Annotated in this window: 15 protein-coding genes; 8 read left to right on the top strand and 7 right to left on the bottom strand. The window is 59.7% G+C overall.

Annotated elements, in window-relative coordinates; genetic code table 11:
- Window positions 1-67 precede the first annotated feature (67 nt).
- From hemJ to coq7, 6 genes are all read left to right on the top strand, one after another.
- Window positions 68-496: a protoporphyrinogen oxidase HemJ gene (gene hemJ, locus ACZ9BE_RS21675; protein WP_056786716.1), complete on the top strand. Its 429-nt coding sequence runs from the start codon at window positions 68-70 to the stop codon at window positions 494-496.
- Window positions 497-529: 33 nt separating this feature from the next.
- Window positions 530-1,498: an NAD(P)H-dependent flavin oxidoreductase gene (locus tag ACZ9BE_RS21680; protein WP_252868377.1), complete on the top strand. Its 969-nt coding sequence runs from the start codon at window positions 530-532 to the stop codon at window positions 1,496-1,498.
- An 80-nt stretch (window positions 1,499-1,578) separates the two neighbouring features.
- Window positions 1,579-2,526, top strand: a complete 948-nt coding sequence (locus ACZ9BE_RS21685; RefSeq protein WP_323619726.1) for a DUF805 domain-containing protein — start codon at window positions 1,579-1,581, stop codon at window positions 2,524-2,526.
- Between the two features lie 61 nt (window positions 2,527-2,587).
- Window positions 2,588-3,376, top strand: coding sequence for an SDR family NAD(P)-dependent oxidoreductase (locus ACZ9BE_RS21690; RefSeq protein WP_236167642.1), 789 nt, complete (start codon window positions 2,588-2,590; stop codon window positions 3,374-3,376).
- A gap of 56 nt (window positions 3,377-3,432) precedes the next feature.
- Window positions 3,433-3,771, top strand: coding sequence for a histidine triad nucleotide-binding protein (locus ACZ9BE_RS21695; protein WP_017128660.1), 339 nt, complete (start codon window positions 3,433-3,435; stop codon window positions 3,769-3,771).
- 196 nt (window positions 3,772-3,967) lie between these two features.
- Window positions 3,968-4,615, top strand: a complete 648-nt coding sequence (coq7, locus tag ACZ9BE_RS21700; RefSeq protein ID WP_041476678.1) for a 2-polyprenyl-3-methyl-6-methoxy-1,4-benzoquinone monooxygenase — start codon at window positions 3,968-3,970, stop codon at window positions 4,613-4,615.
- Window positions 4,616-4,726: 111 nt separating this feature from the next.
- On the opposite strand, the gene speD is transcribed toward coq7, so the two are convergent.
- Window positions 4,727-5,521 (bottom strand): adenosylmethionine decarboxylase, encoded by a 795-nt coding sequence (speD, locus tag ACZ9BE_RS21705; protein WP_024014530.1) that lies wholly within the window; start codon window positions 5,519-5,521, stop codon window positions 4,727-4,729.
- Between the two features lie 237 nt (window positions 5,522-5,758).
- Window positions 5,759-6,181, bottom strand: a complete 423-nt coding sequence (locus ACZ9BE_RS21710; protein WP_016772921.1) for an OsmC family protein — start codon at window positions 6,179-6,181, stop codon at window positions 5,759-5,761.
- A 235-nt stretch (window positions 6,182-6,416) separates the two neighbouring features.
- Here ACZ9BE_RS21710 and crp point away from each other — a divergent pair, with 235 nt between their 5' ends.
- Window positions 6,417-7,061: a cAMP-activated global transcriptional regulator CRP gene (gene crp, locus ACZ9BE_RS21715; RefSeq protein ID WP_041476679.1), complete on the top strand. Its 645-nt coding sequence runs from the start codon at window positions 6,417-6,419 to the stop codon at window positions 7,059-7,061.
- Here crp and ACZ9BE_RS21720 read toward each other — a convergent pair.
- From ACZ9BE_RS21720 to ACZ9BE_RS21735, 4 genes are all read right to left on the bottom strand, one after another.
- Window positions 7,058-7,756, bottom strand: a complete 699-nt coding sequence (locus tag ACZ9BE_RS21720) for a lipoate--protein ligase family protein (protein ID WP_476249923.1) — start codon at window positions 7,754-7,756, stop codon at window positions 7,058-7,060. The two genes, crp and ACZ9BE_RS21720, sit on opposite strands and share 4 nt — an antisense overlap.
- Before the next feature lie 127 nt (window positions 7,757-7,883).
- Window positions 7,884-8,720, bottom strand: a complete 837-nt coding sequence (gene trpC, locus ACZ9BE_RS21725; protein ID WP_056786700.1) for an indole-3-glycerol phosphate synthase TrpC — start codon at window positions 8,718-8,720, stop codon at window positions 7,884-7,886.
- Window positions 8,717-9,766 carry an anthranilate phosphoribosyltransferase gene (gene trpD, locus ACZ9BE_RS21730; RefSeq protein WP_041476682.1) on the bottom strand — a complete coding sequence of 350 codons (1,050 nt, stop codon included), beginning with the start codon at window positions 9,764-9,766 and terminating at the stop codon, window positions 8,717-8,719. The genes trpC and trpD overlap by 4 nt, the downstream gene beginning before the upstream one ends.
- Before the next feature lie 9 nt (window positions 9,767-9,775).
- A complete protein-coding gene (locus ACZ9BE_RS21735; RefSeq protein WP_041476683.1) occupies window positions 9,776-10,369 on the bottom strand; it encodes an aminodeoxychorismate/anthranilate synthase component II in 594 nt (197 codons plus the stop codon).
- Window positions 10,370-10,776: 407 nt separating this feature from the next.
- Here ACZ9BE_RS21735 and estP point away from each other — a divergent pair, with 407 nt between their 5' ends.
- Entirely contained in the window at window positions 10,777-12,684 is a 1,908-nt protein-coding gene (gene estP, locus ACZ9BE_RS21740) for an esterase EstP (protein WP_130887888.1), read from the top strand.
- Between the two features lie 171 nt (window positions 12,685-12,855).
- Here estP and trpE read toward each other — a convergent pair whose 3' ends face one another.
- A complete protein-coding gene (gene trpE / locus ACZ9BE_RS21745; RefSeq protein WP_252886883.1) occupies window positions 12,856-14,337 on the bottom strand; it encodes an anthranilate synthase component I in 1,482 nt (493 codons plus the stop codon).
- Window positions 14,338-14,346 lie beyond the last annotated feature (9 nt).

A 14,346-nucleotide genomic window follows, 5' to 3' on the forward strand; every position in this document is an offset into this window, starting at 1 on the left:
GCCAAGGTGACGCGCGGACGCTCAAGCCTCTACTATCTGGCTACCGTGAATGAGGGAATAACCAAAAATGCTCTATCTATGGCTCAAAGCGTTTCACATTGTCAGCGTCGTCTGCTGGTTTGCCGGGCTGTTTTACTTGCCGCGCCTGTTCGTTTACCACGCGCAAAGCACCGACACGATCAGCCAGGAGCGCTTCAGCGTCATGGAGCGCAAGTTGTATCGCGGCATCATGGGCCCGGCGATGATCGCCACGCTGATCTTCGGTGGCTGGCTGATCTACCTTAATCCATCAATCTTCAGCCAGGGCGGCTGGATTCACGCAAAACTGACTCTGGTCGTATTGCTGATCGGCTACCACCACATGTGCGGCGCGCAGGTAAAACGCTATGCCCGTGGCGAAAACACCCGCAGCCATGTCTTTTATCGCTGGTTCAATGAAGTGCCGGTTCTGATATTGCTGGCTATCGTAATTCTGGTCGTGGTCAAGCCGTTCTAACTTCAACCAATACAGGTCCTTGGGGGGTTCACAATGTCGCTGCCCGCTTTGCTCGAACAACGTCTGCGTCTGCCCGTAGTAGCAGCGCCGATGTTCCTGATCTCCAATCCGGAACTGGTGCTCGCCTGCTGCCGCAACGGCGTGGTCGGCAGCTTTCCGGCTCTGAACCAACGCGAAAGCAGTGGGTTCAAGGCTTGGCTGGAACAGATCGAAGCGGGCCTGGCGACGCTGGATAATCCGGCCCCTTATGCGGTGAACCTGATTGTTCACCACAGCAACCCGCGCCTTCAGCCGGATCTGGACATCTGCGTCGAGCACAAGGTGCCGATCGTTATCACCAGCCTCGGCGCGGTGAAGGAACTGGTCGACGCGGTGCACAGCTATGGCGGTCTGGTGTTTCACGACGTGACCACGCGGCGCCATGCCGAGAAAGCCGCTGAAGCCGGTGTCGACGGGCTCATTGCCGTTGCGGCCGGTGCCGGCGGGCATGCTGGTACCTGGAGCCCGTTTGCGCTGATTGCCGAGATCCGTGAGTTCTTCGACAAGACACTCTTGCTTGCAGGATGTCTGAACCACGGCCATGAGATTCTCGCCGCGCAACTGCTCGGCGCGGATTTGGCCTACTTCGGTACGCGATTTATTGGCACCACAGAAAGTCACGCGCCTGACGCCTACAAAGACATGCTGCTGACAGCCAAGGCTGCCGACATCATTCATACTCCAGCAGTGTCGGGAGTGCCGGCCAGTTTCATGCGCCAGAGCCTGGAGGCGGCCGGTTTCGACATGGCGGCACTGCAAGGCAAGGGCGAGGTGAACTTCGGCGACAAGCTCAAGCCGATCAACGATGAAGCCAAAGCCTGGAAGACCGTGTGGTCGGCGGGCCAGGGTGTTGGCCAGATTGGTGACCTGCCAAGCGTGGATCAGTTGATTGCGCGGCTCGATGCAGAATATCGTCAGGCTCAGGCGCGCGCCGCACAGCTGCCGGAACGCTGGCCGCGCTGAGCAATACCCCCGGCCAGTCGCTGTCAGACTGGCCTTGAACTGACTACTGCAAACCCAATCGCGACAAGGATGCCTCGGCCATGAGCGACACCCGTTACAAGATCGTCTTCGACGGCGCGCTGCAGCCCGGCGTCGACCTCACCACCGCCAAACTGAATCTGGCGGATCTGTTCAAAAGCGATGTGGCCGCCATCGAGCGCCTGTTCAGTGGCCGCACCGTCGCCCTCAAACGTGATCTGTCCCACAGCGATGCCCAGACGTATCTGCAGGCATTGAACAAAACCGGGATCGATGCGCGGATCGAAGCGGAAACCGCCATCGAGCTGAATCTGGCGGATGTCCACGATAACCCTGCAGCGGTGGCGGAACCGGACTCGCCTTACGCCCCACCGCGCGCCAATGTCGGTGAAGCTCTGCCGCCATTCGCCACGCTCAAGCCATTCAGCGTCGAAGGCCGGATCGGTCGCCTGCGCTTTCTCGCCTGGACCATGGTCCTGAGCCTAGTGACCCTGCCCATCGTCGGTGTGTTTGCCTTGATTGCCTTGGGTCTGGTCAGTGGCGATTCAACCACCGGCCTGATCCTCGGCGGCATTCTGGCGGTCTTCCTGTTCCTCGGCTTCATGATCGTCAGCATTCTGTTCAGCGTTCAGCGCCTGCACGATATCGGCTGGTCGGGCTGGCTGTGGTTGTTGAATCTGGTGCCGTTCGTCGGCAGTTTTTTCCCGCTGGTGATGATGGTCGTACCCGGCAATGCCGGCGCCAACCGCTATGGCCCGCCACCACCGCCGAACAGCACGGCCGTCAAAGTGCTGTGCTCGTTATGGATCGTATTCTTCGCACTGATTTTTGCCGGAGGCCTTCTTGGCGGCTTCTCGGCTGTGCAGGAAGAATATGAAAGCAATCTGGAGAGCAGCTATGACAGCGGCGCGGTGACCACCGACGAAGTTGAGGTCGTCGAACCGCCAGTGATTTCCGCCGACGAGGCAGCCGAACCGGCGCAGGCCCCTGTAGACTCTGCGCAAGAATGAACAGCGCTCCCTGCCGCGACAACCGCGTCGCCGGCGCGGAGCTGTTGCGATGGAGAACTGCATGACCCGTTACGCTCTGATCACCGGTGCTTCCAGCGGCATCGGCCTGGCCATGGCCGAAGCACTGGCCCGGCGCGGCCGCAGCCTGATTCTGGTGGCACGGCAGCGTGATCAGCTGGAAAGTATCGCCATCGAGCTGACCCAGCGCTTCGATGTCGAAGTATTGTTTCGCGCCTGCGACCTCGGCGAACCGTTGCGCCTTTCCGGTTTTTTGCTGGAGCTCGAAGAAGGTGACCGGCAGATCGATCTACTGGTCAACTGCGCCGGCATCGGCACTTGCGGGCCATTCCTCGCGCAGGACTGGATGACCGAGCAGGACCTCATCGAGGTCAACATTCTCGCCCTCACCCGCCTCTGTCATGCGGTGGGCAACAGCATGGCGCTGCTGGGTGGCGGGCAGATCCTCAATGTCGCCTCGGTGGCTGCGTACAGCCCCGGCCCATGGATGAGCACGTACTACGCCAGCAAAGCCTATGTGCTGCATTTTTCCGAAGCCCTGCGCGTGGAGCTCAAACAAAGCGGCGTGAAAGTTTCGGTGCTGTGCCCCGGCCCGACGCGCACACCGTTCTTCCGTACCGCACAGATGAGTAGCGAAAAGATCGAAAGCAGCCACTTGCTGATGAGTCCGGAAGAAGTGGCACTGCATGCCGTACGCGCACTGGATAAAAACCGCGCCATCATTATTCCGGGACGACGCAATCGCTGGCTGGCGTTCCTGCCGCGGCTGGGTTCGCGCTGGCTTAACCGGACGATTGTCGGCATGGTCAACAAAGCTTACTGCCCCCGCTAGGAAGACAACTTCGAAGCGGTACACTCGATTCAGCCCAACTCAACGGAGAAACAGCAGTGGATACTCTGTTCACCAAGATCATCAACCGGGAAATCCCGGCGAAGATCATTTACGAGGACGACCAGGTTCTGGCCTTCCACGACATCGCCCCCCAGGCTCCGGTGCACTTTCTGGTAATCCCGAAAAAACCGGTGCGCACGCTCAACGACCTGACCGAAGACGACAAGGCGCTGGCCGGGCACATCCTGTTCACCGCGCAGCGTCTGGCGCTGGAACTGGGTTGCGAAGAAGGCTTCCGCGTGGTGATGAACTGCAATGAACTTGGTGGGCAGACTGTCTATCACATTCATATGCACGTGCTGGGTCAGCGCCAGATGAACTGGCCGCCGGGCTGACTGGCGACAACCAACTGTGGGAGCGAGCCTGCTCGCGAAGGCGCCGATACATTCAACACTTCAGTATCCGATAATCCGCTTTCGCGAGCAGGCTCGCTCCCACAAAAAAGCCTGACCGCGCAGCAAGTGACCCAGCGCAAACCCTCGCCGGCCGATTCGGTTAAACTGGCCGCCGAGATTCTTCCCGGAGGTCAGCATGACTACCCAACGTCACTACTCGCCCATAGACCGTCTGCTGCTGCAAGCCGATGCCGCGATGCGCACTCTGTTGCCCTTCAGTGGCCAGCCGTACCGCCCGTCGCCGGCGATTCTGCAGCCGGATACGCAGATGAGCGATGAAGACACTCGCCACGTCGCCGGTCTGATGCGCATCAACCATACCGGCGAAGTCTGCGCTCAGGCGCTGTATCAGGGGCAAGCGCTGACCGCCAAGTTGCCGCAGGTACGCGCAGCCATGGAGCACGCGGCTGAAGAAGAGATCGATCATCTGGTCTGGTGCGAGCAGCGCATCCATCAGTTGGGCAGCCACACCAGCGTGCTGAATCCACTGTTTTACGGCATGTCGTTCGGTATCGGCGCGGTCGCCGGACTGATCAGCGACAAGGTCAGCCTTGGTTTCGTTGCGGCGACCGAGCATCAGGTCTGCAAACACTTGAACGAACATCTGGAGCAATTGCCGGCCGAGGACGAGAAGTCCCGGGCGATTCTTGAGCAGATGCGCATCGATGAAGAACACCATGCGGAAAGTGCCCTGGATGCGGGCGGGTTTCGTTTTCCGGCGCCGGTCAAGTTCGGCATGAGTTTGTTGGCGAAGGTGATGACCAAGAGTACGTATCGGATCTGAGATCCGTGTCGGTGCTGATGACCTCTTCGCGAGCAGGCTCGCTCCCACAGGGGTTTTATGTGAGGCATGAAAAAGGCGACCAGGAGGTCGCCTTTTTTGTTTCCGGGAATCTTAGGTCGGCATGTTGCGCGCGTAGAAGATTTCCAGCATTTCGTGTTTCACACGGTCGGTCACCTGGGCACGTTGCTCGGGCGAGAGGTTGCTGGTGGCGTCGCCGAACAGGTAGTTATCCAGTTCGAAGTTCTTCAGCAGCATTTTGGTGTGGAACAGGTTTTCCTGGTACACGTTCACGTCGGTCATCTGGTACGCGTCGCGAGTGTCTTCGGAGAGGTAGTTCTGGATCGAGTTGATCTCGTGGTCGATGAAGTGCTTGTTGCCTTCAACGTCACGGGTGAAACCGCGCACACGGTAATCCACGGTCACGATGTCCGAATCGAACTGGTGAATGAGGAAGTTGAGCGCTTTGAGCGGTGAAATGACACCACAGGTCGACACGTCGATATCCACACGGAACGTTGCAATACCGTCGTCCGGATGGATTTCCGGATAGGTGTGCACCGTGATGTGGCTCTTGTCGAGGTGGGCCAGAATAATTTCGGGCAACGGGCCCGGCGATTCTTCGATCTGGCTGTCAGTCGGGGTTACCGGCTCTTCCGAAATCAGAATCGTGACGCTGGCGCCCTGGGGTTCATAGTCCTGACTGGCGATGTTCAGGATGTTGGCACCAATGATCTCGACAACTTCTGTGAGAATCTGCGTCAGGCGTTTCGCGTTGTACTCTTGATTGATGTACTCAACGTAAGCCTGCTGGTCTTGCGGGGTTTCCGCGTAGCAGATGTCATAGATGTTGAAGCTCAAGGTCTTAGTCAGGTTATTGAACCCGTGGAGCTTGAGTTTGCTTTTCACCGTTAAAAACTCTCTATGTATGCGGCGCGGCCGCGTGATCAAGCATGCCCGTCAAGTGCGAACAACGCACCTGCGTAGGACGGTTAACACCTCTTCGCGATGGCGATTTTGGTTATCTGTTCAGGCGGATGACCCGTCGGCTGACCGATCACTGCCCTGAAAAAAGTGGCGCATTATGCAGACGTCAGCGGGGGATCGCCAGAGTCTGCACTGCTTTTATGATAGTTGAATGTCGGTTCAGCCGAGTTCGACGATTTCATAATCGTGAGTGATTGCCACGCCAGCCGCGCCGAGCATGATCGACGCCGAGCAATACTTCTCGGCCGACAGCTCGATGGCGCGCTTGACCTGAGCTTCCTTCAGGCCCCGGCCCTTGACCACGAAGTGCATGTGGATCTTGGTAAACACCTTGGGATCTTCAGTCGCACGCTCGGCATCAAGGAAGGCTTCACAGCTTTCAACGGCCTGGCGCGACTTCTTCAGGATGCTGACCACGTCGAAGTTGCTGCAACCGCCGACACCCAGCAAGAGCATTTCCATCGGGCGAACCCCGAGGTTACGGCCACCGGCATCTGGCGGGCCGTCCATTACCACGACATGACCGCTGCCGGATTCGCCGAGGAACATGGCTTCGCCAGCCCATTGGATGCGTGCCTTCATCGCCCAGACTCCACTGTAAAAAAAGGGTCGCCAGCTTAGCACAGCACTTTGTCCCGACAGGAACGACGTCCTAGGACGGATGCTTTCTGGCTGTAGGTAATTTCTCGAATTTTCGACGAAGTGTCTGGTAAGCTGGCGCCAATTCGCTGGCGCCAATTCGTCAGCCCTGTAGCGACCGCCTTCAGCGCCTCATAAAAACTCAAACATCACCGTGCAGTCTTTTCGGGATACAACCATGGTTGCTATTACCCCCACACCCAAAATCAAGAACATCGACAAGCTGTTGATGCATTGCCAGCGCCGGCGTCATGCGGCCAAGAGCAATATCATCTGCGCCGGGGATCGCTCGGACACGCTGTTTTTCATCATCAAAGGCTCGGTCACCATCCTCATCGAAGACGACGATGGTCGCGAGATGATCATCGCTTACCTGAACGCCGGGGATTTCTTCGGCGAACTGGGTCTGTTCGAGCAGGCAGGTCAGGAGCAGGAACGCAGCGCCTGGGTGCGTGCCAAAGTTGAATGCGAAACCGCCGAAATCAGCTACGCCAAGTTCCGCGAACTGTCGCAGCAGGATCCAGACATTCTTTACGCCCTCAGCGGACAAATCGCACAACGCCTGCGTAACACCACGCGCAAAGTCGGCGACCTGGCGTTTTTCGATGTCACTGGCCGAGTCGCCCGCTGCCTGCTGGAGTTGTGCAAACAACCGGACGCCATGACTCACCCGGACGGCATGCAGATCAAGGTCACCCGCCAGGAGATCGGTCGTATCGTCGGCTGTTCTCGAGAGATGGTCGGCCGCGTGCTCAAGGATCTGGAAGAACGCAACCTGGTCGATGTGAAAGGCAAGACCATGGTGGTCTTCGGCACGCGCTAGACGTAAATCTGCGCCAGCATCAAACGAAACAATTCATCGAGACGCGCCAATGCCTGTGGCGCGTTGAATTTCTCATACAGGGCAATGTGGCTTTGCGCCCTCACCCGCTGCTCCAGGCCGCAGGCTTCATTGAAGCGATTGACCGCAGCAACCATCGCTTCGCGCTCGTCATCCATCAGCATCGCACCATGCACCAGGCCAACCGGACGCTGGCCGCCCTGACTCTGGCGCCAGCGCTGGGCGGTGCCGACCATCTTGCGACCGTCGAGATTGACGTTGAAACGGCCGTCGCAGAATGCGCCGTCGATTTCCCCGACCGACGAGGTGCCACCCAACTCATCCAGCAACTGACAGATCGGATCGCACAGCCGGCGGTAGCCGGTTTCGATGCGGTTCAGATCGCCTTCGCTGCGAGGCGGGGCATATACCAAGGCAATGTTGACGGTCGCAGCGGATTGCGGGACGGGCTCACCGCCGGTCTCGCGCAACAGCACGGGCCAGCCAGCGGCAGCGGAGACTTCGCAGGCGTGGTCGAATAGCGCGAGACGGTTGAGGCGGCGCGGCATGACCAGGGCGCGGTCGGTGGGTTGCCAGAACAGCAGGCCAAATTCGGCGTCGCCGGCGCAGACCGAGGCCAGCAAGTCCTGTTCGGCTTGCAGGCCGGATTCGATGGTCAGCGGGGTTGGCAGCGACATGGTGAGCTCCGGCAGATTGAATCTCTTTAGCGGAATTTAGCGCCCCTTCGCGAGCAGGCTCGCTCCCACAGGGGGAAATGCATTCCAAATGTGGGACCGAGCCTGCTCGCGAATGAGGTCGACTCGGTCAGTCGAGGGTCGAACCACTGATCGGCACACCACGCTCCGGAAAGAACAGGCGCTGCAATTCAATGCCCGGATTTTCCGCGCGCATGAACGCTTCGCCGACCAGGAACGAGTACACGTCGCTGATTTCCATCAGCTCGACGTCGGCACGATTGAGGATGCCGCTTTCGGTGATCACCAGGCGATCGCGCGGGATGCGCGGCAGCAGGTCGAGGGTGGTCTCCAGGCTGACGTCGAATGTGTGCAGGTTGCGGTTGTTGACCCCGACCAGCGGCGTGTCGAGGGTCTTCAGCGCGCGCTCCAGTTCGTCACCGTCGTGCACTTCCACCAAGACGTCGAGACCGACCCCTTTGGCCACGGAGGCCAGCTCAGCCATTTTCACGTCGTCCAGAGCGGAGACGATCAACAACACGCAATCGGCGCCAAGCGCACGGGCTTCAACAATCTGGTACGGATCGATCATGAAATCCTTGCGGATCACCGGCAATTTGCAGGCGGCGCGCGCCTGTTGCAGGTAGGCATCGGCGCCCTGGAAGTAGTCGATATCGGTCAGCACCGACAGACAGGTGGCCCCACCCTTTTCGTAGCTCTTGGCAATGTCTGCCGGGACGAAGTCTTCGCGGATCACGCCTTTGCTTGGCGAAGCCTTCTTGATTTCGGCAATCACGGCCGGTTGTTTCTTCTTCGCTTGCGCCAGCAAAGCCTGGGCAAAACCACGGGGTGCATCGGCCGCCTTGGCCAGACTTTCCAGCTCGCTCAGGCTGACCCGAGCGCTGCGCTCGGCGACTTCCTCAACCTTGCGCGCCAGAATGTTTTCCAGAACCGTCGGTACACTCATCCTTCATTCTCCACTTTGAATACCGCGGTAAAGGCACCCAGCTCCTCGAGTTTTTCCCGAGCGAGGCCGGTGTGCAGCGCGTCGTGCGCCAGCTCCACACCTTGTTTCAGACTGCTTGCGAGGTCGGCGGCATACAGCGCCGCACCGGCATTGAGCACAATCATCTCGGCAGCTTTCTGGCCGTTTTCGGTTTTGCGCTTGCCGAGGGCATCGCGGATCAGCGCCAGCGATGCTTCCGGGCCTTCGACCGACAGACCGTGCAGGCTCTGGCTCTTCATGCCGAGGTCTTCCGGTTCGACCCAATACTCAGTGATTTCGTTGTTTTTCAATTCAGCGACAAAGGTCGGCGCGGCGAGGCTGAATTCATCCAGACCGTCCTTCGAATGCACGACCAGCACGTGTTTGCTGCCCAGTCGCTGCAAGACCTCGGCCAATGGCCGGCACAGCGCCTGAGTGAACACGCCGACTACCTGATGTTTCACACCGGCCGGATTCGTAAGCGGGCCGAGCATGTTGAACAGCGTGCGCAGGCCGAGTTCGCGGCGCGGGCCGGCGGCGTACTTCATCGCTTTGTGGTGAGTCTGGGCGAACATGAAACCGATGCCGACGTTGTCGATGCAGCGCGCGACCTGCACCGGGGTCAGGTTCAGATAAATGCCGGCAGCTTCCAGCAGATCGGCACTGCCGCTCTTGCCGGACACCGCGCGGTTGCCGTGCTTGGCGACGGTGCAACCGGCGGCTGCGACAACAAAGGAAGACGCGGTCGATACGTTGAAGATATTCGCACCGTCACCGCCGGTGCCAACCACATCGACGACGCCGTCGAGGGTTTTCAGCTCGACCTGATCGGCCAGCTCGCGCATCACCGACACGGCGCCGACGATTTCGTCAATGCTCTCGCTTTTCATGCGCATGGCCATCATGAACGCGCCGATCTGCGCTTCGGTGCACTGGCCGGTCATGATCTCGCGCATCACATCGCGCATTTCATCGGTGCTGAGGTCGAGGTGTTCGACGATACGGCTGAGGGCTGTCTTGATATTCATGGGAAGTCCTTAGCGCGTGCCGCCGGTTTGTTTGAGGAAATTGGCAAACAGTTCATGACCCTGCTCGGTGAGGATCGATTCGGGGTGGAACTGTACGCCCTCGATGTTCAGGGTCTTGTGACGCAGGCCCATGATCTCGTCGACCGAGCCGTCATCGTGCTGGGTCCATGCGGTCAGCTCGAGGCAATCGGGCAGGCTGTCATGCTTGACGATCAGCGAGTGGTAACGGGTAACGGTGAGCGGATGATTGAGGCCGGCAAACACGCCCTTGTCCTCGTGGAATACCGGGCTAGTCTTACCGTGCATGACTTGGCGGGCACGCACCACATCACCGCCGAAGGCCTGGCCGATGGACTGGTGGCCGAGGCAGACGCCGAGGATCGGCAGTTTGCCGGCGAAGTGCTTGATCGCATCAATGGAAACGCCCGCCTCGGTGGGCGTGCACGGTCCCGGGGAAACCACGATGCGCTCGGGATTCAGCGCTTCGATTTCGGCGATGGTCAGTTCGTCGTTGCGCACCACTTTGACCTCGGCACCCAGCTCGCCGAGGTATTGCACAACGTTGTAGGTAAAGGAGTCGTAGTTGTCGATCATCAGCAACATGGCGTTTCGAACCTCTTGAATTCTGACTTGATGACAGCCTTCAGATGACTTGCCCGCAGGGCGCTGCGCGATGTCGGACGCGCAGAGGGCGCCAGCACAGCGGCATTTCAAACAGACAAGGAAGGCAAAGCGATACAGATCCGGCGGAGCCGGCAGAAAAGATTCAGGCGCGCCAACGCCAGCGGGCGTGTGCCTTGATGACTTGATCCAGGAGTTTGCTGGTGATCAACACGGGGAAGGTCTCGTTCATACGTTCCGGCACAGTAACTTAGCTGGGCTGAGCGTGCAATATGGCGGGGCCTGCGGGTTATAAAACGGCAGAGGGATTCGCGACCGATGGCAAAATGCCGAACGTTTTTGGTACTGTCGTTTCGTTCACCTACAACAATAAATAAACGGACTTGCTCATGATCAGACAGACGTTGTTTGTACCGCTGGCCAGCTGCTTGCTCGCACTCGCTTGCGCTCAGGCCAATGCAGCGCCCAATCCTTATTCGAGTTTCATCGTCTTCGGCGACAGCCTCAACGATGCCGGCACCTTCGCCGACACCGGTGGCCCGGCGGGCTCCACCGAGCGTTACACCAACCGCACCGGGCCGGTGTATCAGGATGGCAGCGGCGAAGTTTTTTCATTGAATTCCACCCAGTTGCTCGGCGGCCGCCTGGGCTTTTCGCCCGACCAGACAGCCTCTTCCAGCTCCGCAGTGCGCGCGGAAAACGGCCAGCCCGACGGCAACAACTGGGCGGTCGGTGGTTATCGCACCGACCAGATTCTCGATTCGATCACCACCCAATCGGCCACCGGCGAGCGCACCCGCGCCGGTTACCTGCCGTCGAACGGCTTCCGCGCCGACCCGAATGCGCTGTATTACATTTCCGGTGGCGGCAACGATTTCCTCCAGGGCCGCATTCTCAGCCTGCCCCAGGCCAACGCCGCAGCCGATCGACTGGCCGATAGCGTGCAAACCCTGCAGACCGCCGGCGCCAAATACGTGATGGTCTGGCTGCTGCCCGACGTGGGCCTGACACCTGCTCTGAACGGCACGCCGCTGCAAGCGTTCAGCAGCACCCTCGCCAACCAGTTCAACAGTCAGTTGGTGACGCGCCTGCAAGGCATCAACGCCGAAGTCATTCCGCTGAACATTCCGGTGCTGCTCTCGGAAGTCTTCGCCGACCCGGGGCGCTTTGGTCTGGCTACCGACCAGAACCTCACCGCGACCTGCTTCAGTGGCAATAGCTGCACGGAAAACGCCCGTTACGGGATCAACAGCGCCACGCCGGATCCGACCAAGCTGATCTACAACGATGGCGTACACCCGACCGAATCCGGGCAAAAACTGATCGCCGATTACGCCTATTCGCTGTTGGCTGCGCCATGGGAACTGAGCCTGCTACCGGAAATGGCCCACGGCACCGTGCGCGCGCATCAGGATGAATTGCGCAATCAATGGCAGGCGGACTGGGAGAACTGGCAAGCGGTCGGCCAATGGCGTGCGATTGTCTCCGCCGGCGGACAGCGTCTGGATGTCGACAGCCAAAGCAGCGGCGCCAGCGCCGATGGCAGCGGTTACAACCTCAACGTCGGCGGCAGCTATCGCCTCAATGAGGCTTGGCGCGTGGGCGTGGCAGCCGGTTTGTACCGGCAGAATCTTGAGGCCGGGCACAACGATTCCGACTACAAACTCAACAGCTACATGGCCACCGCGTTCGCCCAGTTCCAGCAGAATCGCTGGTGGGCCGACGCGGCGCTGACCGGCGGCAAACTCGACTACGACAACCTCAAGCGCAAGTTCGACCTCGGCGCCAGCGAGGGTGCGGAGAAAGGCGATACCGACGGCAGCCTGTGGGCGTTCAGCACGCGCCTGGGCTATGACATTGCGCAACCGGGCAGCCAATGGCATCTGTCGCCGTTTGTCAGCGCCGATTACGCCAGTGTCGATGTCGACGGTTACTCGGAAAAGAGCAACCGCGCCACCGCGCTGACCTTCGATGACCAGAGCCGCGATTCGAAACGCCTGGGTCTGGGCATCCAGGGCAAGTACAACTTCACCGCGCAAACCCAGGTGTACGGCGAATACGCCCACGAGCGTGAGTACGAAGATGACGTGCAGAAGGTCAACATTGCCCTCAACACCCTGCCGGCCAATGACTTCACCCTTGAAGGCTACACACCGGCAAGTCACCTGAACCGCTTGAGCCTGGGCGTCAGTCACAAGCTGACGGCAGATCTGGCGCTGCGTGGGGGTTATACGTTCCGCAAGGATGATGACTTCAAGCAGCAGGGCCTGAATGTCGGGGTTGTGCTGGATTTCTGAGTCGTAGATGCAAAAAAGCGGCGCCTGTCAGGGCGCCGCTTTTTTATGCCTCAACACAAAACCCAATGTGGGAGCGAGCCTGCTCGCGAAAGCGCTGGGTCAGTCAGCATCAACGGTGACTGACTCACCTCTTCGCGAGCAGGCTCGCTCCCACATGGGAAATTGCGTGGATCAGGCGTCCGGGGTTTGCTCAGCCAAGGCCACGGCGCGGAACATCGCGCGGCGTTTGTTCAGGGTTTCTTCCCATTCCAGCGCCGGCACCGAGTCGGCGACGATGCCGCCGCCGGCCTGCACGTGCAATTCACCGTTCTTGATCACCGCCGTACGAATGGCAATGGCGGTGTCCATGTTGCCGTTCCAGGCGAAGTAACCGACCGCACCGCCGTACACGCCACGCTTGACCGGCTCGAGTTCGTCGATGATTTCCATCGCGCGAATCTTCGGTGCGCCGGACAAAGTACCCGCCGGCAGAATTGCTCGCAGTGCGTCCATCGCGGTCAGGCCCGACTTCAACTGGCCGGTGACGTTGGAGACGATGTGCATCACGTTGGAATAACGCTCGATGACCATTTTCTCGGTGAGCTTCACCGAACCGATTTCCGAAACGCGCCCGGTATCGTTGCGGCCCAGATCGATCAGCATCAAGTGCTCGGCGATCTCCTTGTCATCCGAGAGCAGGTCCTGCTCCAGCGCCACATCGGCTTCTTCGGTGGCGCCGCGTGGGCGCGTGCCGGCGATCGGGCGCACGGTGATCAGGTTGTCTTCGACGCGCACCAGCACTTCCGGCGAGCTGCCGACGACGTGGAAATCGCCGAAGTTGAAGAAGTACATATACGGCGTCGGGTTGAAGCAACGCAGCGCGCGATACAGATCGATCGGCGCAGCCTTGAAGTCGATCGACATGCGCTGCGACGGCACCACCTGCATGCAGTCGCCGGCAAGGATGTATTCCTTGATGGTGTCGACGGCTTTTTCGTAATCGTCCTGAGTGAAGCTGGAACGAAACACCGGATCGGCGGATCGCTGTTTGCTGAAATCCAGGCCAAGACGCGGGGTGATCGGCTGACGCAGTTGCTCGAGCAGTTCCTGCAAACGCGCCTGACCTTGCTCGAAGGCATCGGCCTGGGCCGGGTCGGCGAGGACGATCGCATGCATCTTGCCGGCCAGGTTGTCGAACACTACAACGGCGTCGGAAACCATCAGCAGAATGTCCGGCACGCCCAGCGGATCCGGGTTCGGGCATTTGCCCAGACGCTTCTCGACATAGCGCACACAGTCGTAACCGAAGTAACCGACCAGTCCACCGTTGAAGCGCGGCAGGCCGGCGATGGTCGGCACGTTGTAGCGCGCTTTGAAGGTTTCAACGAAGGCCAGCGGGTCTTCGACGTCATGGCTTTCGGTCTCGACGCCATCAACGGTGATGCTGACGTGATGGTCATGTACGCGCAGCACGGTGCGGCACGGCAGGCCGATGATCGAGTAACGGCCCCATTTCTCGCCGCCCTGCACCGATTCGAGCAGGTAGGAGTTGGGCTGGTCGGCCAGTTTCAGGTAGATCGACAGCGGCGTGTCGAAGTCGGCCAGGGTTTCGCAGGCCAACGGGATGCGGTTATAGCCATCAGCGGCCAGACGCAGGAATTCTTCGCGATTCATAAGGTGCCT

The sequence above is a fragment of the Pseudomonas sp. TE9122 genome, assembly GCF_056278925.1.